At 73.6% G+C, this 19,430-nt stretch carries 19 protein-coding genes; 8 read left to right on the top strand and 11 right to left on the bottom strand.

Annotated features, from left to right (window positions below; all coding sequences use genetic code 11):
• Positions 1-42: 42 nt before the first annotated feature.
• The 3 genes from AC3DE3_RS15300 to AC3DE3_RS15290 are packed head-to-tail and all read right to left on the bottom strand — an operon-like array spanning position 43 to position 3,253.
• A complete protein-coding gene (locus AC3DE3_RS15300) occupies positions 43-993 on the bottom strand; it encodes a 1,4-dihydroxy-2-naphthoate polyprenyltransferase (RefSeq protein ID WP_488370528.1) in 951 nt (316 codons plus the stop codon).
• A complete protein-coding gene (locus AC3DE3_RS15295) occupies positions 990-2,249 on the bottom strand; it encodes an AMP-binding protein (protein ID WP_488370527.1) in 1,260 nt (419 codons plus the stop codon). The genes AC3DE3_RS15300 and AC3DE3_RS15295 overlap by 4 nt, the downstream gene beginning before the upstream one ends.
• Before the next feature lie 20 nt (positions 2,250-2,269).
• A complete protein-coding gene (locus tag AC3DE3_RS15290; protein ID WP_488370526.1) occupies positions 2,270-3,253 on the bottom strand; it encodes a 1,4-dihydroxy-2-naphthoyl-CoA synthase in 984 nt (327 codons plus the stop codon).
• A gap of 23 nt (positions 3,254-3,276) precedes the next feature.
• On the opposite strand from AC3DE3_RS15290, the gene AC3DE3_RS15285 reads away from it, so the two are divergent.
• Complete coding sequence (locus tag AC3DE3_RS15285; protein ID WP_488370525.1) at positions 3,277-4,374, top strand: o-succinylbenzoate synthase; 1,098 nt, start codon at positions 3,277-3,279, stop codon at positions 4,372-4,374.
• A 193-nt stretch (positions 4,375-4,567) separates the two neighbouring features.
• Here AC3DE3_RS15285 and AC3DE3_RS15280 read toward each other — a convergent pair whose 3' ends face one another.
• Positions 4,568-5,158, bottom strand: a complete 591-nt coding sequence (locus AC3DE3_RS15280) for a flavin reductase family protein (protein ID WP_488370524.1) — start codon at positions 5,156-5,158, stop codon at positions 4,568-4,570.
• A 132-nt stretch (positions 5,159-5,290) separates the two neighbouring features.
• On the opposite strand from AC3DE3_RS15280, the gene AC3DE3_RS15275 reads away from it, so the two are divergent.
• A complete protein-coding gene (locus AC3DE3_RS15275; protein WP_488370523.1) occupies positions 5,291-6,781 on the top strand; it encodes a WS/DGAT domain-containing protein in 1,491 nt (496 codons plus the stop codon).
• A 61-nt stretch (positions 6,782-6,842) separates the two neighbouring features.
• Here AC3DE3_RS15275 and AC3DE3_RS15270 read toward each other — a convergent pair whose 3' ends face one another.
• Together AC3DE3_RS15270 and AC3DE3_RS15265 are read right to left on the bottom strand one after the other, a co-directional pair.
• A complete protein-coding gene (locus AC3DE3_RS15270; protein ID WP_488370522.1) occupies positions 6,843-7,460 on the bottom strand; it encodes a mycothiol transferase in 618 nt (205 codons plus the stop codon).
• Positions 7,461-7,581: 121 nt separating this feature from the next.
• On the bottom strand, positions 7,582-8,160 hold the full coding sequence (locus AC3DE3_RS15265; RefSeq protein ID WP_488370521.1) for a DinB family protein: 579 nt from the start codon (positions 8,158-8,160) through the stop codon (positions 7,582-7,584).
• An 86-nt stretch (positions 8,161-8,246) separates the two neighbouring features.
• On the opposite strand from AC3DE3_RS15265, the gene AC3DE3_RS15260 reads away from it, so the two are divergent.
• From AC3DE3_RS15260 to AC3DE3_RS15240, 5 genes are read left to right on the top strand one after another with little or no spacing between them, the layout of a single operon-like run.
• Positions 8,247-9,245: a helix-turn-helix transcriptional regulator gene (locus AC3DE3_RS15260; RefSeq protein ID WP_488370520.1), complete on the top strand. Its 999-nt coding sequence runs from the start codon at positions 8,247-8,249 to the stop codon at positions 9,243-9,245.
• A gap of 10 nt (positions 9,246-9,255) precedes the next feature.
• Positions 9,256-11,013 carry a 2-succinyl-5-enolpyruvyl-6-hydroxy-3-cyclohexene-1-carboxylic-acid synthase gene (menD, locus tag AC3DE3_RS15255; RefSeq protein ID WP_488370519.1) on the top strand — a complete coding sequence of 586 codons (1,758 nt, stop codon included), beginning with the start codon at positions 9,256-9,258 and terminating at the stop codon, positions 11,011-11,013.
• A complete protein-coding gene (locus tag AC3DE3_RS15250; RefSeq protein ID WP_488370518.1) occupies positions 11,010-11,495 on the top strand; it encodes a DUF3592 domain-containing protein in 486 nt (161 codons plus the stop codon). The genes menD and AC3DE3_RS15250 overlap by 4 nt, the downstream gene beginning before the upstream one ends.
• Positions 11,496-11,532: 37 nt before the next feature.
• Positions 11,533-12,804 carry a glycosyltransferase family 4 protein gene (locus AC3DE3_RS15245; RefSeq protein ID WP_488370517.1) on the top strand — a complete coding sequence of 424 codons (1,272 nt, stop codon included), beginning with the start codon at positions 11,533-11,535 and terminating at the stop codon, positions 12,802-12,804.
• A 37-nt stretch (positions 12,805-12,841) separates the two neighbouring features.
• Complete coding sequence (locus tag AC3DE3_RS15240; RefSeq protein ID WP_260488545.1) at positions 12,842-13,531, top strand: demethylmenaquinone methyltransferase; 690 nt, start codon at positions 12,842-12,844, stop codon at positions 13,529-13,531.
• Between the two features lie 172 nt (positions 13,532-13,703).
• Here AC3DE3_RS15240 and AC3DE3_RS15235 read toward each other — a convergent pair whose 3' ends face one another.
• A complete protein-coding gene (locus AC3DE3_RS15235; RefSeq protein WP_488370516.1) occupies positions 13,704-14,936 on the bottom strand; it encodes a geranylgeranyl reductase family protein in 1,233 nt (410 codons plus the stop codon).
• Positions 14,937-15,092: 156 nt separating this feature from the next.
• On the opposite strand from AC3DE3_RS15235, the gene AC3DE3_RS15230 reads away from it, so the two are divergent.
• Positions 15,093-16,139 (top strand): polyprenyl synthetase family protein, encoded by a 1,047-nt coding sequence (locus tag AC3DE3_RS15230; RefSeq protein ID WP_488370515.1) that lies wholly within the window; start codon positions 15,093-15,095, stop codon positions 16,137-16,139.
• Positions 16,140-16,173: 34 nt separating this feature from the next.
• On the opposite strand, the gene AC3DE3_RS15225 is transcribed toward AC3DE3_RS15230, so the two are convergent.
• The 4 genes from AC3DE3_RS15225 to AC3DE3_RS15210 are packed head-to-tail and all read right to left on the bottom strand — an operon-like array spanning position 16,174 to position 19,376.
• A complete protein-coding gene (locus AC3DE3_RS15225; protein WP_488370514.1) occupies positions 16,174-17,316 on the bottom strand; it encodes a sulfate/molybdate ABC transporter ATP-binding protein in 1,143 nt (380 codons plus the stop codon).
• On the bottom strand, positions 17,309-18,103 hold the full coding sequence (locus AC3DE3_RS15220; protein ID WP_488370513.1) for an ABC transporter permease: 795 nt from the start codon (positions 18,101-18,103) through the stop codon (positions 17,309-17,311). Before AC3DE3_RS15220 ends, AC3DE3_RS15225 begins: the two co-directional genes overlap by 8 nt.
• Positions 18,100-18,870 carry a molybdate ABC transporter substrate-binding protein gene (modA, locus tag AC3DE3_RS15215; RefSeq protein ID WP_488370512.1) on the bottom strand — a complete coding sequence of 257 codons (771 nt, stop codon included), beginning with the start codon at positions 18,868-18,870 and terminating at the stop codon, positions 18,100-18,102. Before modA ends, AC3DE3_RS15220 begins: the two co-directional genes overlap by 4 nt.
• An 11-nt stretch (positions 18,871-18,881) precedes the next feature.
• The gene (locus AC3DE3_RS15210; protein ID WP_260488539.1) at positions 18,882-19,376 is read right to left on the bottom strand and encodes a YajQ family cyclic di-GMP-binding protein; all 495 of its coding nucleotides are present in this window, start codon (positions 19,374-19,376) and stop codon (positions 18,882-18,884) included.
• Positions 19,377-19,430 lie beyond the last annotated feature (54 nt).

Genomic DNA, 19,430 nt, shown 5'->3' with positions numbered 1-19,430 from the left:
GGGATCGGCCGCCGTCGTCTGCCCCCGGCGGGGTACGCCGTGTCAGAGCGAGGCGATGACGAACCCCACGCTCACCAGCACGCTCCATGCGAGCATCGCCATCCCGGCCATCGTCAGTGCGGGGATGAGTCCGGCACCCGTGGCGCGTGCCCGAACCGGACCGTTGGCCTTCCACGCCACAGGCGAGGCGAGCAGTCCCAGCAGGGCCCAGGGTGTCGCCGGGATCAACGCGAGCGTCGCCACCAGCGGGACCAGCAGTTCCAGGACCGCGTGGAGGCCACGGGTGCGGGAGTCGCCCAGCCGCACGGCCAGCGTGACCTTGCCCGATTCGGTGTCCGAGGGGATGTCCCGCAGGTTGTTGGTGAGGTTCACCGCGCAAGAGAAGCTCCCCACCGCCACGGCCGCGACCACCGCGTACCAGGTCACCGACCCGAGCTGCGTGAACTGGGTGCCGATCACCGCGACCAGGCCGAAGAACACGAACACCGCGACCTCACCGAACCCGCGGTAGCCGTACGGGGTCCTGCCGCCCGTGTAGAACCAGGCGGCGAGGATGCACCCCACGCCCACGAGGATCAGCCACGGAGCGGACGTCGCACTGAGCACCAGCCCGGCGAGCCCGCCCAGCCCGAGGAACCCGAATGCCGCACGCTTGACCGCGGCGGGACGGGCGAGCCCGGAGCCCACCAGTCGCAGCGGGCCCACGCGATCGTCGTCGGTGCCGCGGATGCCGTCGGAGTAGTCGTTGGCGTAGTTGACGCCCACGATGAACGACCACGCCACCGCCAGTGCGAGCAGTGCCTGCCACCACACGAACCCGCCGGCGAGCGCCGCGGCCGCCGAGCCGACGAGCACGGGCGCGAACGCGTTGGGCCAGGTGCGGGGCCGCGCGCCCTCGAGCCAGTGGGAGAGCGTGGCGCCCCCGTGCTCGGTGGTGGCGTCGGTGGCGGGAGTGGTCCCGCGGGAGGTGGTGGGATCGGTCTCGCGGCTCATGCCCTGATTGTCCCATCGACGAACCCCGCCGCGACGCCGCGTCGGTCCACCTTGCCGCCGGGCAGCGTCGGCAGTGCGTCCAGCACGGCGACGACCGCCGGCGCCGAGTGCGCCCCGAGCGACGCGACCACATGTGCGCGCAGGTCGTCCGGGGACGCGGGGGAGCGGAGCGTGACCGCCGCGACCGGCCTGGTCCCGAGCCGGTCGTGCGGGATCCCGACGACGACGACGTCGACCACCGCCGGATGCCCGCGGAGGGCGTCCTCCACGGTCTGCGGGAGGAGCGTCAGCCCACCCACACTCAACGCCTCGTCGAGCCTGCCCAGAATCCGGAGCCTGCCATCGTGGCCGACCCGGCCCGCATCATCGGTGCGGAACCAACCCGGCCGGGCGAACGCGGGGTGATCAGGCGCGTTCCTGTACCCCGACGCGAGCTGCGGGCCGGCTAGCCAGACGCGGCCCTCGTCGTCGTCGACCTCCACCGTGACCCCGGGGAGCGGTTCGCCGTCGTACACACATCCACCCGCGGTCTCGCTCATGCCGTAGGTCCGGACCACCCGGATCCCGGCGTCGGTGGCGCGGGCGAGCAGCTCCGGTGCGGCCGCGGCCCCGCCGAGCAGGACCGCGTCGAGCTCGGCCAGCGCGGCGATCGCCTCGGGCGGGCCGCCGTCGAGGACCTTGGCCAGCTGGCCCGGGACGAGCGAGGTGTAGGCGCGTGGGCTGCCGCCCCCGGCCACGGACCCGGCGCCGCCCCCGGCACCGGCGCCGCCCGCGGCCGTGGTGCCCGCGGCCGTGGTGCCCGCGCGGCACGCGGCCACCGCCTCGGGAAGGGACGCGGGGTCGAACCCGCGGGTCACGTCCATCACGACCGGCTCGTGCCCGGCACGCAGTGATCGCAGGATCACCTGCAGCCCGGCGATGTGGTGCGCGGGCAGGGCGAGCAGCCACCGGCCGGGCCCGCCGAGCACGGTGTCGGTCGACTCGGCGGAGGCGGCGAGCGCGGCGGCGGAGAGCATCGCGCCCTTGGGGGTACCCGTCGACCCGGAGGTGCTCACCACCAGGGCGGTGCGGTGGTCGATCGGCTCGCCGGGACGTTGACTGTCGATGAGGATCCGGGTGCGCGCCGGGTCGTCGGCCGGCACCGGCAGCAGCGCCGGCCCGCGGTCGTCGAGCATCTGCGCCAGCGCGGGGAACACCTCGGCGACCGCCGGGCCGCCGGGGACGGGCAGGGTGCGCAGTTCGCGATTCACGGCCATGGCCGGTGAGCCCACGGCCGTCAGTAGTAGTACGGGTAGTCGTCCCAGTTGGGCTCGCGCTTCTCGAGGAACGCGTCCCGGCCCTCCACCGCCTCGTCGGTCATGTACGCCAGACGGGTGGCCTCGCCGGCGAACACCTGCTGGCCCATGAGCCCGTCGTCGGTGAGGTTGAACGCGAACTTCAGCATCCGCTGCGCCGTGGGCGACTTGCCGTTGATCTGCCGCGCCCACTCGATCGCGGTGTTCTCCAGCTCGGCGTGGTCCACGACCCGGTTGACCGCGCCCATCTGGAACATCTCCTCGGCGGTGTAGGTCTGGCCCAGGAAGAAGATCTCGCGCGCGAACTTCTGGCCCACCTGCTTGGCCAGGTAGGCACTGCCGTAGCCAGCGTCGAACGAGCCCACGTCGGCGTCGGTCTGCTTGAACCGGGCGTGCTCGCGGGAGGCCAGGGTCAGATCGCTCACCACGTGCAACGAGTGCCCGCCGCCGGCCGCCCACCCGTTGACCAGGCAGATGACGACCTTCGGCATGGTGCGGATGAGCCGCTGCACCTCGAGGATGTGCAGCCGCCCGCCCTCGGCCTTCACGCGCGCCTCGTCGACCTTGTCGGCCGTGGCGCCGGCGACGTCCGAATCGTGCTCGGTCGAGTACTGGTAGCCGGACCGGCCGCGGATCCGCTGGTCGCCGCCCGAGCAGAACGCCCACCCGCCGTCCTTGGTGCTGGGTCCGTTGCCGGTGAACAGGATGGTGCCGACGTCGGGGGAGCGGCGCGCATGGTCGAAGACCCGGTACAGCTCGTCCACCGTGTGCGGGCGGAAGGCGTTGCGCACGTCGGGGCGGTCGAACGCGATCCGCACGATCCCGTTGGCCCGGCCCTCGCCCACGTGGCGGTGGTAGGTCAGGTCGGTCAGGTCCTCTCCGTTCCGGAAGCCCTCGACCTCCCGCCACTGCGACGGATCGAAGGGGTTGGCGGCCTGGTCCTGCGGTGCGCTGCTCTCGGTCATGGGTTCGACGTTAGCGTGGAGCCATGACATCCGTACCGGGCCCCGAGTCGATCGACGATCTGCTCGCCCGCGTGCGCGTGGTGGCCCTGCCGATGCGGGTGCGGTTCCGCGGCATCACCGAGCGGGAGGTGGCGCTGATCGAGGGCCCGGCGGGGTGGGGCGAGTTCGGCCCCTTCGCGGAGTACGACGATCCCGAGGCCGCCCACTGGCTCGCCTCCGCGCTGGAGATGGCGTGGCAGGGACCGCCGCCGGCGCTGCGCTCCCGGGTCCCGGTCAACGCCACGGTCCCGGCGGTCGCTGCCGGCGAGGTCGCGGGCGTCCTCGACCGGTTCCCGGGCTGCACGACGGTCAAGGTCAAGGTGGCCGAGAAAGGGCAGCAGCTCGTCGACGACGTCGCCCGCGTCGCCGCCGTCCTGCAGGCCCGCCCGGGCGCGCGCGTGCGGGTGGACGCCAACGGGGCGTGGTCGGTCGCCGAGGCGGCCCACGCGATCCGGGTGCTGGACCAGGCGGTACGTGCGGACGACGTCGCGCGGGCCCCGGGCAGCGGTCCGGTGTCGCTGGACGGGCCGGGCCTGGAGTACGCCGAACAGCCCTGCGCGACGGTGGAGGAACTGGTCGAGCTGCGGGCCCGGTTGGCGGCCGACGGAGTGCACGTGGACGTGGCCGCCGACGAGTCGATCCGCCGCGCCGACGACCCGCTGCGCGTCGTCCGGGCGGGTGGTGCCGACAGGGCGGTGGTCAAGGTCGCGCCGCTCGGGGGGCCGCGCCGCCTGCTCTCCGTCGCCGCCGAGCTCGGGGTGCCGGTGACGGTCTCCAGTGCGCTTGACTCCGCGGTGGGGGTCGCGGCGGGGGTCGCCGCGGCTGCCGCGATGCCCGGTGGTGCCGGGCGTGGCCGTCCCGGACCCGATGACGACGACGACGAGATCCCCGCCGCGGGTCTGGGCACCGGCGGGTTCTTCGTCGAGGACGTGGTCGAACCCGGCACGTTCATCCTCGAGGAGGGCTGTCTCCCGGTCCGCCCGGTGGCTCCGGACCCGGCGCGGCTGGAGGGCCTGCGCGTGAGCGGCGAGGTCCGCGACTGGTGGCTGGACCGGATCCGCCGCTGCCACGAGCTCCTCTGAGTCGCCCGGCCCGCCCGGCCCGGCCCGGCCCGGCCCCTGCGGCCCGCCCCGCCCGGCCATCGCCCCGTGCACCCGCGCGCAATCACTGCAGCCGCTCACGAAACACCGTGAGCGGGTGCAGTGATTGCGCGCGGCTGCGTCGGGGCGCTCGAGGACGGCGGCGGTGAGCCGGGCGGCGGCGGGCTGGGCGCGCCTACTTCCTCGGCCGCGGCAGTTCCCGCGTGCGCGGGGCGTACCCCCACTGGTGGCGGCCCAACCGTGAGGGCGGCAGCAGGGCGGCGAAGTCGGGCAGGCCGTCGTCGGCGAGCATCTCGTCATCGATGGTCACGCTCACCACCCGCCCGAGCAGCATCGCGCTGGTGCCCAGGTCGATCACGTCGTGGCGTACGCACTCGAACGCGATCGGCGCCTCGGCCACCCGTGGCGGTGCGACGACGTCCGACGGATCCGCCGTCAGGCCCTGCATCTCGAACTCGTCGACCTCCGGGCCGACGGGCGCCGAGGTCGCGTTCATGACCTCCATCAGCGACTCGGTGCCGATGTTCACCACGAACTCGCCCGTGTCCACGACGTTGCGGTAGGTGTCCTTGTGGCCGATCGAGGTCACGGACAGTATCGCCGGGTCGGCGCAGGCGACGGTGAAGAAGGAGTACGGCGCGAGATTGGGGACCCCGTCGGCCGAGACAGTCGACACCCAGGCGATCGGACGCGGTGTGATCGACGCGGTGAGCAGGGCGTACATGCCCTTGGCTGGGGGATCATCCGGGGTGTGAACGATGCGCATCCGCCCATTGTGCCGCCGGATGCCCTGCCGCTTCGGCCATAGCGCGGTTGGGCATGTCAACGCTGCTCTAGCGTGGTGACGAATCGGTGGTCTCGAGGGCGACGTGGCGGGCGAGCGAGGGGAGTGGTGGCGATGGCGGCGATGGACGGGGTCCGGATCCCCCTGCGGGATCAGTTGTGGCTGCTCATGGACCGCCCGGACAACCTCATGTACATCAACTGCCTGGTGTGGTTCGCCGAGATCCCCGACTGGGACGAGGTCGCCCGGGCCATCCAGACGAGGATGGTCGACGCCTACCCGGTGTTCCACCGCATCCCCGTCCGCAGAGGCCGCCGCTGGTACTGGGTGGACGACCCCGACTACTACATCTCCAACCACCTCGTGCACAGCCGCCTGCCAGAACCGGGCGGTCGCGCCGAGGCCGAGGCGTACGTCGCCGAACAGATGGCGGTGCAGCTGCCGAAGGGCCAGCCGATGTGGCGCGCCGAGTTCATCGAGGGCTATTTCGGGCACGAGGCGACGCAGGCGGGCGCGCTGATCCTGTTCCGCGTCCAGCACGGCGTGGTCGACGGGATCCGGCTCACGCAACTCGTGCTGGGCCTGTGCGACCACGAGGACGCCTCGCCGTTGCCCAGCGTGGGCCGGGATCTCGCGCCCTCCGGCGGCGGCATCCTCGGGGCGGTCACCGGCGCCGGCGCCGGGCTGGCCAAGGACTCGTGGGGAATCGCGCGGGGGCTGACCGGCGCCACCGTCCGGTTCCCGGTGACCCTGGCCCGCCTGGCGCGGGACGTCGCGGCCCCCGGCCGGTCGCTGACGCGGGTCCCGACCCGCTTGGTGGAGTCGTTGACGGACAACATCAGCGCCGAGAACCGGACCGCGAACACCTACCGGGGCGTTTTCCGGTTGCTGTTCGAGCCGCGATCGGCCGACCTGTCGTGGAGCGGCAAGTCGCACGCGGAGAAGAAGGTCTCCTGGATCTCGGGGCTGGACCTGGCGGCGGTCAAGCGGGTGGCGAAGGTGCACGACACGACCGTCACGACCGTGATGCTGGCCGCCGTGTCCAAGGCGCTCACGCAGTACCTCGACACCCAGGGCGACCGGCGGGTCTCCGATATCAACCTCATGGTGCCGATGGCGGTCTCCCCGGTCGGCGACGAGCTGCCCGACGAGCTGGGCAATCACATCACTCTCATCCTCATGCGGCTGCCGCTGTGGATCGACGACACCGACGAGCTGCTCGAGGCGATCACCACGTCGATGACCCGGGTGCGCTATTCGCTCGAGCCGCACGTCAACTTCGCCACGATGCTCACCGTGGCCGTCACGCCCGGCCCGGTGGCGCACGCCGTGATCGACCTGTTCGCCAACAAGACCGTCGGCCAGCTGACCTCGGTGCCCGGGCCCGTCTCCGCGGTCACCCTCGCCGGTACGCCGGTGGCGGGGATGCTCGGCTGGGTGCCGATGAGCGGCGACCAGGCGCTCGGGATCTGCATCTTCAGCTACGACGGCACAGTCTCCGTGGGCATCGCCACCGACGCCGAACTCATTCCCGAACCGGGGGCGGTGGCGGGGATGATCGAGGGCCAGTTCACCACGTTCGACGGCTGGTACGACGAGGACTGAGCCCGGCGCGGCAGCCGCCGCGGGCCGGCCGCCTCCCCGGCGCTGGCCGCCACGCCGCCCGTCACCACTGCGGCGCCGGCACCTCCGGGTGCGCGGCGAACCAGGCCCCGATGTAGGACATGTCGATGCCCTGGTCCTCGGCGATCAACTCGTACATCGTCCGGCTGTCGACCGCCTCGCGCAGGATGTCGGCGTGCCCGGAGTGTCGGGCGATCTCGTTCAGTGCGTGCAGCGCCGCCCAGCGACCGTTGAACGGCGGTAGGCCGGGAGGGAACCACGGCATCTCGGTGGGCACCGGTACCGGCGCGTCCAGGTCGGCGTCGCGCAGGTGCCCGAGCGCGGCGGCGTGCCGTCGGTCGAACTCGGCGAGGATCTCCTCGGCGGTGGCGTCGGGGTCGACCCGGTTCACGGTCTCGGCCCAGGCGAACTCCTCGGGCAGTGATCGGCCGGTGTCGGGAGCGTCGGGTGCGGCGGCGGCGCGGCCGAGCCAGCCCTCGGCGACCTCCCCGATGTGCAGGATGAGCCACCCCAGCGTCAGCTCGCTGGTGGGCACGGGGCACGTGCGGAGCTGATCGCCGGTGAGGCCGTGGACGATCGACCGGGCGTTGACGAGCGCGTCGTCGATCCATTCGAGCAGGTTCTCTCGCTCGGTGTCGCGGGTGGCGGGGAACAAGGGCATGACGACTCCTCTGGTAACGGGTGCGGGTGTTCGGGTGTGTGTTCGGGGTGCGGGGGTTCGGGTGGGTGTCCGGTGGATGGGCGTTCGCGGCGGGCCGTGGGACGACGGCGGGGCCGCCGTGTCAGCGGGTGTGCGCGTAGAGGTCCCGCAGCAGGCACATCTCGGCCCCGTGGTGGATGACCTCACGGTTGATGTGCAGGACCAGGGCTGCCATGGAGTACTCGGCCCACGGGCCCTCGGACTCGCCGATGGGTCGGGCGAGCGTCTCGGGGTCCAGCGCCCGCACGCCCTCCATCCAGCCGACGTAGGTGCGCTCGAGTTGGGCGAGTCCGCCCGCGGCGTCCCCGGCGTAGGTGTGGGTCATGTAGTCGTGGGGCGGTCCGCCGAAGTGGGAGTGCCACCGGGCGCCCAGGACCCCGACGACGACGTGGCCGATCCGCCACGCGATGGTCGTGAACGGGGCGGGGACGGGTTCAGGGAACTCGAAGTCGATGGTGAATTCGCCCTCGCCGCCCTGCATGGGCGCGGTGCCGGCCCCGCGGGGGCGGATGTCCCAGGTGCGCTCGTCGGCCGCGGGGGAGAAGTGGTACTCGGCGTCGGTCATCCCCTCGAGGCGCGGCCGCAGGTGGCCGTTCCAGTGGTGATCGAGTTGGTCGACGAGTTGATCGGTCCAGTCGACGGGGCGGGTCGTGGTGGTCACGGTGTTCTCCTGACGGTGGTGGTGTCCGCACAGCGTCTCAGCCCAACCGGACAGGATCGGTCCGCTGAGGGTGGAACACTGCTGTCATGAGCGACGACAGGATGCCCACCACCCAGCGTGTGCTGGCACTTCTCGACCTCCTGCAGCGGCGATCGGTGTGGACGGGCGACGAGTTGGCGGCCGAGCTGGGCGTGACCACCCGGTCGATCCGCCGCGACGTCGACCGGCTGCGTGACCTGGGGTATCCGGTGGAGTCCGAGCGCGGCGCGGGTGGTGGGTACCGGCTGGGGTCGGGCCGGCGGTTGCCGCCGCTGTTGCTCGACGACCGCGAGGCCGTGGCCGTGGCGATCGCCCTGCGGCTGGCCGCGGGCGGCGCCGTGGCGGGCGTCGGGGAGCACGCGCTGCGCGCCCTGACCAAGCTGGACCAGGTCATGCCCGGACGGCTGCGCGAGCGGGTCGCCGACGTCACCGAGTCGATGGTCGCGGTCCCCGGCTCGGACACCCCGGTCGAGCCGGAGATGCTCATCGACCTGGGACATGCGGTCCGGGGCACCGAGCAGGTGCGGTTGGCGTACCGGGATCGGGCGGGCCGGGACACCGAGCGTCGGGTGGAGCCGTACCGGATCGTCGTCCTGGGCCGGCGCTGGTACCTGCTGTCCTACGACCTCGACCGCGCGGACTGGCGCACCTTCCGCCTCGACCGCATCCGGGCCGTGCACCGCAGCCGGTGGCGCTTCACGCCCCGCCCGGACGTGCCCGATCCGGCCGCGCACGTCCAGTACGCCGTGACCGCGGCGCCGTACCAACACCTGGCCCGGGTGCTGGTGTTCGCGCCCGCGGACGCGGTGGTCGAGCAGTTCCCGCCCACCTACGGCACGGTCACCGAGCTCCGCCCCTCCGACCACCCCGACGGTCCGGCCTGCCGGCTGGAGACCGGGGGCGCGGATCTCGAGGTGCTGGCCTGGTACCTCGGTCGGTTGCCGGGCCCGTTCACCGTGGAGTCGCCGGACGGGCTGCGGGAGCGGCTGGCGGAGCTGGCCGAGCGGCTCACGCTCGCGGCCGGATCGCCGCCCCACCCCGACTAGGCTGGGGGCGATGAACCCCACCGTGAGCAACCCGAGTACCGCGCAGGCCCGTGTCCTGGTCGACGAGTTGATCCGCCACGGGATCACCGACGCGGTCCTGTGCCCGGGTTCGCGCAGCGCCCCGTTGGCCCTGGCCCTGGCCGCCGCCGAGCGGTCCGGCCGACTCGCCCTGCACGTGCGGATCGACGAACGCGGCGCCGGGTTCACGGCGCTGGGGCTCGCGCTGGGGTCGAAGCGGCCGGTCCCCGTCGTCGTCACCTCCGGCACGGCGGTGGCCAACCTGCACCCGGCGATGGTGGAGGCCGCGCATTCGGGAGTGCCGCTCCTCGCGCTCACGGCCAACCGGCCGCCCGAACTCCGCGGGACCGGCGCGAACCAGACCATCGACCAGGTGGGGTTGTTCGGCCCGCACGCGCGGGCGGTCGTCGAACTCGGCGCGGCGGGGGACCCGGAGGCGGAGCACCGACACTGGCGGTCGGCGATCGGCCGGGCGATCCTCACCGCCACCGCGCACGCCGACCCGGGTCCGGTGCAGGTCGACATCGCGTTCCGCGAGCCACTCGTGCCGGGCGAGGGCGACGAGGACTTCGCCCTCGGGTCAGACGCAGCGGGGAACGACGACGACGACGACGAGGTCGGCGGCAGCTCGGAGACCGGTCGTCTGCCGGCGGGGCGTGCGGACGGTCGCCCGTGGGTGCAGCGGGCGGGAGCGGGGGTCGACTCCGCGCCCGCCGAGTCGGCCGTGGCGGTGGATCTCACGCGGCCCACGTTGGTCATCTCGGGGGTCGGGGCGGCCCCGGTCTCGGGTCTGGTGACGGTGCCGACGGTGGCCGAGCCCGGGGCGCCCGTCCCGCTGCACCCCGTGCACCCGCTGGCGATCCCGGCACTGCGGCCCGAGCAGGTGGTGGTCACCGGTCGGCCGACGCTCCACCGTGCCGTCACCCGGCTGCTGGCGGACCCGGACGTCGACCTCGTCATCCTCGACGCCGGCCCGCGCTCGCCCAACCCCACCGGGAGCGCCGCCGAGCTCGCCGACTCCGTCCTCACCGGGTGGGGCGTGGACCAGAGGTGGACCGAGACCACCGCCCGCGCCGACGCCCGCGCCCGCGCCGCCGTGGACCGGCTACTGGACCGGCACCTCGAGTCCGGCGCGCCGACGGGTCTGCACGTGGCGCGCGCCGTGGCCCGCGGAGTCCGGGCCGGGGACAACCTCGTGGTGGGCGCCTCCAACGCCGTGCGGGACCTGTCGTTCGTGGGTCCGCTCGACCCGGATGTGGCGATGTACGCCAACCGCGGGGCGTCGGGGATCGACGGAACGGTCTCCACCGCGATCGGGGTCGCGCTCTCCGCCCCGGGGCGGACCGTCGCGTTGGTCGGCGACCTCACCTTCCTGCACGACGTGTCCGGGCTGCTGCTCGGGCCGCGGGAACGTCACCCCGACGATCTGACGATCGTGGTGGCCGACGACGACGGCGGCGGCATCTTCTCCCTGCTCGAGCAAGGAGACCCGCGCCTGGCCGCCGACTTCGAGCGCGTCTTCGGTACGCCGCACGGCGCCGATCTGGGCGCCCTGTGCGCGGGTTTCGGGGTGCCCTTCACCGACACCGACCCCGCCGGTCTCGAGGCCCTGCTCGCGCAGCCGGCGTTCCCGCACGGGCACCGGGACATCGTCCCCGAGGGGCTGCGGGTGGTGCGGGTCGCGACAGACAGGCAGGGCCTGCGCGACCTCCACGCGGCCCTGCGCGCGGAAGCCGTGGCGGACGGGTGACCGCCACGGCCACGGTCACGGCCCGTCAGATCCGTCGCACCCGCCGCATCCGGTGGGGCGTACGGGTGGTGGCCGTGACCGCAGGAGTGTTCTCGCTGCTCACGGCGGTGCTCATCGTCCTGGCGTGCTTCGTCGACGACCAGCGGATCGACGGGGACATGGGCAGCGCCACCGCGACCGTCACCGAGGTCACGGACCGGCGGGCCGCCGTGGAGTTCGACGCCGGCGGCGGCCGGACCGTCCGCCCGGTGACGGGCGTGTTCTACCCGACCGGGCTCGTCGAAGGGCAGCGGGTGCAGGTCGAGTTCCGCCGCGCCAACCCGGACCTCGTGCGGGTCTCCGGCCGCAGCTGGACCGTCGCGGTGGTGCCCGCCCTGTCCGTGCCCGCGGTGGTCATCCCGCTGGCGGCACTCGCCTATGCCGCCGCGTCGCCGAGGGTTCACCCGGCGGCACCACGAATTCGACGCACCGTCTCCCGCTGAACACCGGCCCGTGGCCCGGCCCGGCGACAGTGGGGTCGTGCGCGTAGCCATCGTCACCGAATCGTTCCTGCCGAACGTCAACGGCGTCACCAACTCCGTCCTGCGCGTGCTGGAGTACGCGCGGCGGCACGGTCACGACTGCCTGGTGGTGGCCCCGTCCGGGCAGGTCGGCCTCTGGCAGGGCGCCGCCGACGCCGTCCGGACGCACCCGCTGGTCAGCGCGGTCGCCCCGCTGTTCGGCGGCCCGGCCGCGGAGGGGCCCGGCCCGGACCACCACCTGGGCTATCCCGTCCACCGGGTCACCGCGGTGAAGGTGCCGGTGGTGTCGTCGCTGCCGGTCGGCGCACCCAGCCCGAGCGTGTTCGGCGCCCTGCGCGATTTCGGCCCCGACGTGGTGCACCTCGCGTCCCCGTTCGTGCTCGGCGCCGCCGGTGCCGCCGCGGCCCGCGCCCTGGGCGTGCCCTCGGTGGCCGTCTACCAGACCGATATCGCCGGGTTCGCCGACGCCTACGGGGTCGGCGTCGTCGCCGACGCGGCCTGGGTCTGGACCCGGGCCGTCCACGCGACCTGCGACCGCACCCTCGCCCCGTCGACCGCGGCGATGGAGGATCTCGCGGCCCACGGCATCCCGCGCCTGTACCGATGGGGTCGGGGCGTCGACACCGAGCGCTTCTCGCCGTCCCGGCGCAGTGCGGCCCTGCACGCGCTGTGGTCCCCGCAGGGGCGGCCCGTCGTGGGGTTCGTCGGCAGGCTCGCCCCGGAGAAGCACGTCGAGCGCCTTCAGTCACTGGCCGACCGGTCGGGCCCGGGGGGAGACCTCCACCTCGTCGTCGTCGGCGACGGCCCCGATCGCCCCGCACTCCGGGCCGCCATGCCGCACGCGATCTTCACCGGCGAGCTCCACGGCGACCAGCTGGGGCAGGCCTACGCCACGATGGACGTGTTCTGCCACCCCGGGGAGTTCGAGACGTTCTGCCAGTCCATCCAGGAGGCGCAGGCGTCCGGCGTGCCCGTCGTGGGCCCCGACCAGGGCGGGCCCCGCGACCTCGTGCAGGCCGGGGTCAACGGCGTCCTGCTCGATCCGCGCCGGTACGCCGACGAGGTGTCGCACGCCGTGGACGCGGTGCTCGCCGACCACGAGCGGCTGGCCGCCGGGGCCCGCGCCACCGTCCTCGGTCGTACCTGGGACGCGGTCTGCGCCCAGCTCTTCGACCACTACGCGGCCGCGGGCGCCCGGTCCGATTCGGGCAGGGTCGGGGTGGGCGCGCGTGGTGTGGTCGGAAGCCGAACCCCACGTGTGGTGGCCTGATCGGCCGCGTCCACCCGGGGCGGGTAGCGTCGACGGCGTGTCCCGCGCCAATCTCGACAAGCAGCCCCGCGACGTCGCGTCGATGTTCGACGGTGTCGCCAAGCGCTACGACCTGACCAACACCATCCTCTCCGGGGGGATGGATCACGTGTGGCGGCGGCGGGCCCGCTCACTGCTCGCGCCGCGGCCCGGGGAGCGGATCCTCGACCTGGCCGCCGGCACCGCGGTGTCGACCGTCGAGCTCGCCAAGTCCGGTGCGTGGTGCGTGGCCGCGGACTTCTCGCTGGGGATGCTCCGGGCGGGCTCCGGCCGGGACGTGCCCAAGGTCGCGGGCGACGCCATGAGGCTGCCGTTCGCCGACGACTCCTTCGACGCCGCCACCATCAGCTTCGGGCTGCGCAACGTCCAGGACACCGCCGCCGGATTGCGCGAGATGGCGCGGGTGGTCAGGCCGGGCGGGCGGCTGGCCGTGGTGGAGTTCTCCACGCCCGTGTTCCCGCCCTTCCGCGCGCTGTACATGAACTACCTCATGCGGGCGCTGCCCAAGATCGCCACCAGCGTGTCCTCCAACCCGGACGCGTACGTCTACCTGGCCGAGTCCATCCGCGATTGGCCGGACCAGCAGGCCCTGCTCGAGATCATCGAGGCCAGCGGCTGGGAGCGCTGCAGCGTCACCAACCTCACCGGAGGGATCGCGGCCATCCACCTGGCGCGCCGCCCCGCCTGACCCCGGCGCCGCCTGACCCCGGCGCGGGCACAGCGAACGCGGCGCCACCCCGGGCGCGCTGAGTCGACCTCCCGGGGTGCGCGCCGTCTTTGTACGCTTTCCGGCCGCTTGCGCTGCCGCTCTGGTCCATTCCCGACGCGTAACCCGGGCGGGGCGGAGGCCCGGGGGCGGCTCAGTCCGCGAAGAGGGGCCGGCGGTCCAACCTGCGGGCGATCGACCCCGCCGCCCGCCAGCCGCGGGCCACCACATCGCGATCGGAATCGGCGACCGTGTTGGACATGCACCGCACCGCCGCGGTCATCAGCGCCTGCGAACGCATCCCGATCGGTCCCGCCAGCGGCAGGAACTGCGGGAACGTCAGTAGTCGCGCGGCGTCGCGGGCGATCGCGAACGACTCGCCGTACGTCTCCCGCAGGATCTGCGGCCACGCTGTCGTCAGGTCGCCGCGGCCCGTCACGACGAGCTCCGCCAGCAGGCGGCCACCCTCGAGCGCGTAGTCGATCCCTTCGCCGTTGAGCGGGTTCACGCACGCCGCGGCGTCACCGACCGCGGCCCAGTTGGGACCGGCCACCGTCGAGACCGCCCCGCCCATCGGCAACAACGCGGACGTCACCGCCCGCGGCTCGTTCTCCAGCGCCCAGTCCTCGCGGACGCTACGGGCGTAGTGCTGCAGGAGCTCCTTGACGGCGACGTTCGCCGGCCGCGCCGAGGTCGCCAGCGCACCCACCCCGAGGTTGACCTCGCCGTCGCCGAGCGGGAAGACCCAGCCGTAGCCCGGCTGGATGGCACCCGCCTCGTCGCGCAGCTCGAGATCGGAACCGATCCAGGGGTGATCGTGCCGCCCGGACCGGACATAGGATCGCCCCGCCACGGCGTACACCGTGTCGCGATGCCAGGTCCGACCGAGCAGCCGACCCACCGGCGACCGCACGCCATCGGCCACCACGAGGGTTCGGCACTCCACGCGACCGCTCTCGGTCCGGACGGCGATCACCTCGCCGTCGTCGCCCCTCTCCACGTCGGTCACGCGCACGCCGTCATGGACGACGGCGCCCGCCTCCACGGCCGCCTGCCGGAGCCGGTCGTCGAACACCGTCCGCCGCACCGCCGACCCCGTCCCGCCGTGCTCACCGGCCGGCCACGGCACCCGGCGGGAGTGGCCGAAGCCCCGCAGTTCGAGACCGCGGATGGTGATGCGGTCCCGCGCCCACCCGCCGAGCCCCAGCCGGTCGACCTCCAGCATCGCCCGCGGCGTGAGCCCGTCGCCGCAGGTCTTGTCGCGCGGGAACCGCGCCGCGTCCAGCACCGTGACCTCGCGTCCGGCACGCGCCAACCACGTGGCGGTCGCCGAACCGGCCGGGCCGCAGCCCACCACCAGGACGTCCGTCGACGCGGGAAGACCCATACCTGACTCCATGCGCTCCATGGTGGCAGGTCGGCGGGGGCGGCGGTCGCCGGGACCTCGGGCGGGGTGGGGTGCCGCAGCCCGCGACCCGGGACCGTAGTCTGTCGGCAGGGGCGGTCGACGCCGCCCCGGACCTGGCGACGAGGACGAGTGGGGATGTCGAGCGATTCAGTGACCGGCACCGCGGAGACGGCGACCGACCACACGGTGGCGGGCGTGGACGTCGGCGACGCCGACCTCGCAGCCGAGTTGCGTGCGCGGCTCGACGAGGTCGAGACGCTGCTCGTCGACCGGCTCCAGACCGGCGAGGACTTCCTCTCCGAGGTCGCCCTGCACCTGGTGACCGCCGGAGGCAAACGATTCCGGCCCGTCGTCACCCTGCTGTCCGGCGCCCTGGGCCCCGCACCCGACCGCGAGCAGCTCGTCAAGGCCGCCGTGGTGTGCGAGATGATCCACCTGGCCACGCTGTACCACGACGACGTCATGGACGAGGCCTCCATGCGCCGCGGTGTCGAGTCGGCGAACAGTCGCTGGGACAACTCCACCGCGATCCTCGCCGGCGACTTCCTCTTCGCCCATTCCTCGATGCTGTTGGCCGACCTCGGGCCCGAGGCCGTGCAGCTCATCGCCCAGACGTTCGCCGAGCTCGTGACCGGGCAAATGCGCGAAACCGTCGGCCCGGGCGTCGGAGGTCGGGACGAGGGCGCCGCTGAGCACTACCTGCGGGTGATCTGGGAGAAGACCGGTTCGCTCATCGCCGCCGCCGCCCAGTTCGGTGGCAGGTACTCGGGAGCGACCGGCGAGCAGATCGAGCACCTGCGCCGTCTCGGCGACGCGGTGGGGATCGCCTTCCAGATCGCCGACGACATCATCGACATCGCCTCCCCGTCCGCCGAGTCGGGCAAGACCCCCGGCACGGACCTGCGCGAGGGCGTGCACACCCTGCCGATGATCTACGCGATGGAGAACGGCTCCGCGGACAGCGCCCGACTGCGCGAGCTGCTCTCCGAGCCCCTGACCGATGACGCCGAGGTGGCGGAGGCGCTCGACCTTCTGCGCGCATCGGACGGCATGCGGCGTGCCCGGGCCACCCTGGAGAAGTACGTCGACGACGCCATGACCGAACTCGACGCCCTGCCCGCCGGTCCCGCGAACGAGGCGCTTCGCCGGCTCGTGCGTTTCACCGTCGACCGCGTCGGCTGACCTCCGCCGTCTGCCGGGCCCGGGGGAGTGCCGGTCAGCGACGCGGATACAGCGCGACCTGGGCCGCCTTGACCACCAGGATCACGGGACAGCCCGGAGCGAGCGCGAGTTCGGCGGCCGAGCGGCTGGTGATCTCGGCGTCGACCCGCTGACCGTCCCGGAGCTCGGCCGTCACCCGCGTCAACGCCCCGGCGGGGGCCAGGGAGACCACCCGCGCGGGCCAGGCATTCCGCGGGCTCGCTGCAGGCGCGTGCGCGGATGGCGGGGTCGGTGTCGTGGGGACCGGAGCCAGCGGAGAGTCGACGGCGCGTGCGGGATCGACGTGGACGGCCACCGCCCGCGGATCGACGGTCGCCACCGCCCGCGCTCCCGACCGCCATCCCGCCACCGCGTCCGCGCGGACCCCCGAGACGAGGTCGCCACCGGGGGTGCGGAGCTCGTCGTCGTCGGCGAGACCCTCCACCAGTGAGACGCCGGCCAGGCGCGCGGCGAAGTCGGATGCGGGGCGGGCCAGGACCTTCTCGACCGTGCCGGACTGGGTGACGCGGCCGGAGGCGACGACGACGACATCGTCGGCCAGCGCCCACAGGTCCAGCGGATCATGGGTCACCAGGACCACGGCCCGTCCGGTGAGCCGATCAGCGAGGAGACGCCGGATCGCGGGCGCGACCTCCACGTCGAGCGCGGCCAGGGGCTCATCGAGCAGGACGAGCTCCGGATCCACGGCGAGCGCCCGGGCGAGGGCGACGCGCTGCGCCTGCCCGCCGGACAGCTCGTGGGGTCTGCGGTCGGCGAGGTCGGCGCAGCCCACGGCCTCGAGCTCGGTGCGGGCGCGGTCGAGTGCGGCCCTCCTGCGGATGCCACGGGCGCGCGGGCCGTACGCGACGTTCTCCAGGGCGGACAGGTGGGGCAGCAGTCCGGGCCGCTGCTCGAGCGACACCACGCGGCGGCGGTGGGCGGGCAGGTGGGTGCGGGGCGAGCCCACGACGCGGCCGCCGATCCGGACCTCGCCCGAGTCGGGCCGCAGGTGCCCGGCGAGCAGGGCCAGGGCCGTGGACTTGCCCGCGCCGTTGGGGCCGACGAGCGCGAGTCGGCGGCCCGCGGGGACGCTGAGGTCCAGGTCGACGTCGCGGTCGGCGACCCGACAGTGGAGCTCGGCGGCGGGGTGCTCAGCCACGGCCCGTCACCGCCCGGCGGGCGACGAGCGCGGAGACCGTCATGAGCACGGCCGCGACCGCGATGAGCACGACGGCCAGGGCGAGGGCGGTCTCGGTGTCGGCCTCGCGGCCGAGGTAGATCTCCAGCGGGAGGGTGCGGGTGGTGCCCTGCAGGGAACCGGCAAAGGTGAGGGTGGCGCCGAACTCTCCCAGGGCGCGGGCGAACGACATGGTGGCCCCGGCGACGAGGGCCGGCAGGACGAGCGGCAGCGTCACGGTGGTGAGGACGCGACTCGGGGACGCGCCCAGCGAGGCGGCGGTCCGCTCGAGGCCCGGGTCCACCGAGCGCAGCGCGCCCTCGAGCGCCACCACGAGGAACGGCATCGCCACGAACGTCTGCGCGATCACCACGGCCGCGGTCGTGAACCCGATCTCGATCCCGAGCACCGACAGATGGCGGCCCACGACGCCGGTGCGCCCGAGCGTGATGAGCAGGGCCAGGCCGGCCACGACCGGGGGCAGGACCATGGGCAGCGCCGTGATCGTGCGCGCCAGCGCCGCCAGGGGCCCGCGGCTGCGGGACAGCAGCACCGCCAGCGGGGCCCCGAGCAGGATGCACAGCACGGTGGAGACCGCGCACGTCCGCAGGCTCAGCCACACCGCGTCCCGGGCGGCCTCGGAGGCGAGGAGCTCGGGGACCCGCGCCCACGGGACCCGCACCGCCAGGCCCGCGAGGGGAACGGCCGCCAGGAGGACGGCGAGCGTGGCGGCGACGAGCAGCCATCGGGGGAGCGGCGGGCGGGTCACGGCGGACCGAAGCCGTGTTCGGCGAGGACCGCACGCCCCTCGGGGCCGGTGACGGCGTCGACGAAGCGGCGGGCCAGGGCGGGGTCCGTCGCCCGGTCGAGGACCGCCACCGGGTAGACGTTCGGCACCGCGTCGGCACCGGCGATCGGGACCTGCTCGACACGGTCGGCGACGGCGCGGGCGTCGGTGACGTAGACGATCCCGGCGTCGGCCTCGCCGGAGGTGACCTTCCCGCGCACGTCGGTGACGGTGGACTCCTCGCTCACCGGGGCCAGCCGGATCCCGGCGGCGTCGGCCAGCGTGCGTGCAACGGCACCACACGGCACGACGGACGCGCACACCACGAGTCGCGCACCGTCCAATGAGTCGTCGAGCCCGGTGACCCCCGCGGGATTGCCGGGCGGGGTGATGAGCGTGAGCACGTTGGTGGCCAGCCTCGCCGGCTCACCGGTGACCAGCCCCTCGGCGACGGCGCGGTCCATCGTCCGGGTGTCGGCGGAGGCGAACACGTCCGCCGGGGCGCCGCCGGCCAGCTGGTCCACCAGGCCGGAGGAGCCGTCGAAACCCAGCCGGATCGCCACGCCGGGGTGAGCCGCCTCGAAATCCTCGGCGATCTCGGTGAAGGCCTCGCTGAGCGACGCGGCGGCGACGACGGTCAGCTGCTGCGCGCCCTCGTCGTCGTCGCCCCCGGACGCGCACCCCACCAGCGTAGACAGGCCCACGGCGGTGACCAGCGCGGCGGCACGGCGCGGACCTCGACCGGGCACCGTCCGCGCGACTAGCGGTAGTTGGTGAACTGCAGCGCGACCTCGAAGTCGGCGCCCTTGAGCAACGAGATGCACTCCTGCAGATCGTCGCGCTTCTTGGAGGACACGCGGATCTCCTCGCCCTGGATCTGCGCCTTGACGCCCTTGGGACCCTCGTCACGCAGTAGCTTGGTGATCTTCTTGGCGTTCTCCTTGTCGATGCCCTGCTTGAGTGAGCCGACCAGGCGGAAGGACTTGCCCGACGGCATCGGCTCGCCCACCTCGAGCGCCTTCATGCTCAGGCCCCGGCGCACCAGCTTCTCCACGAAGACGTCCTTGGCGGCCAGCACGCGGTCCTCGGAGTTGGCGACGATCTCCACCGCGTCCTCGCCCTTCCACTCGATGCTCGCGTCGGTCCCGCGGAAGTCGTAGCGGGTGCCCAGCTCCTTGGCGGCCTGGTTCAGGGCGTTGTCCACCTCCTGGCGGTCGAACTCCGAGACGATGTCGAACGAGGACTCCGAGGCCATGGACGCTCTCCTGTCGTTGGGGATGTTCCGGTCAGGTTACCCGCCCGGCGCCGC

The sequence above is a fragment of the Dietzia sp. IBK-p2-16D genome (assembly GCF_057773085.1).
This window is presented reverse-complemented; position numbering and strand designations above follow the sequence as displayed.

Coding starts and splice junctions, on each gene's coding strand:
- AC3DE3_RS15295 (WP_488370527.1), bottom strand. CDS start 2,249: ATGGCCGTGAATCGCGAACTGCGCACCCTGCCCGTCCCCGGCGGCCCG.
- AC3DE3_RS15235 (WP_488370516.1), bottom strand. CDS start 14,936: ATGGGTCTTCCCGCGTCGACGGACGTCCTGGTGGTGGGCTGCGGCCCG.
- AC3DE3_RS15300 (WP_488370528.1), bottom strand. CDS start 993: ATGAGCCGCGAGACCGATCCCACCACCTCCCGCGGGACCACTCCCGCC.
- AC3DE3_RS15230 (WP_488370515.1), top strand. CDS start 15,093: ATGTCGAGCGATTCAGTGACCGGCACCGCGGAGACGGCGACCGACCAC.
- AC3DE3_RS15270 (WP_488370522.1), bottom strand. CDS start 7,460: ATGCCCTTGTTCCCCGCCACCCGCGACACCGAGCGAGAGAACCTGCTC.
- AC3DE3_RS15275 (WP_488370523.1), top strand. CDS start 5,291: ATGGCGGCGATGGACGGGGTCCGGATCCCCCTGCGGGATCAGTTGTGG.
- menD (WP_488370519.1), top strand. CDS start 9,256: ATGAACCCCACCGTGAGCAACCCGAGTACCGCGCAGGCCCGTGTCCTG.
- AC3DE3_RS15210 (WP_260488539.1), bottom strand. CDS start 19,376: ATGGCCTCGGAGTCCTCGTTCGACATCGTCTCGGAGTTCGACCGCCAG.
- AC3DE3_RS15260 (WP_488370520.1), top strand. CDS start 8,247: ATGAGCGACGACAGGATGCCCACCACCCAGCGTGTGCTGGCACTTCTC.
- AC3DE3_RS15290 (WP_488370526.1), bottom strand. CDS start 3,253: ATGACCGAGAGCAGCGCACCGCAGGACCAGGCCGCCAACCCCTTCGAT.
- AC3DE3_RS15280 (WP_488370524.1), bottom strand. CDS start 5,158: ATGCGCATCGTTCACACCCCGGATGATCCCCCAGCCAAGGGCATGTAC.
- AC3DE3_RS15285 (WP_488370525.1), top strand. CDS start 3,277: ATGACATCCGTACCGGGCCCCGAGTCGATCGACGATCTGCTCGCCCGC.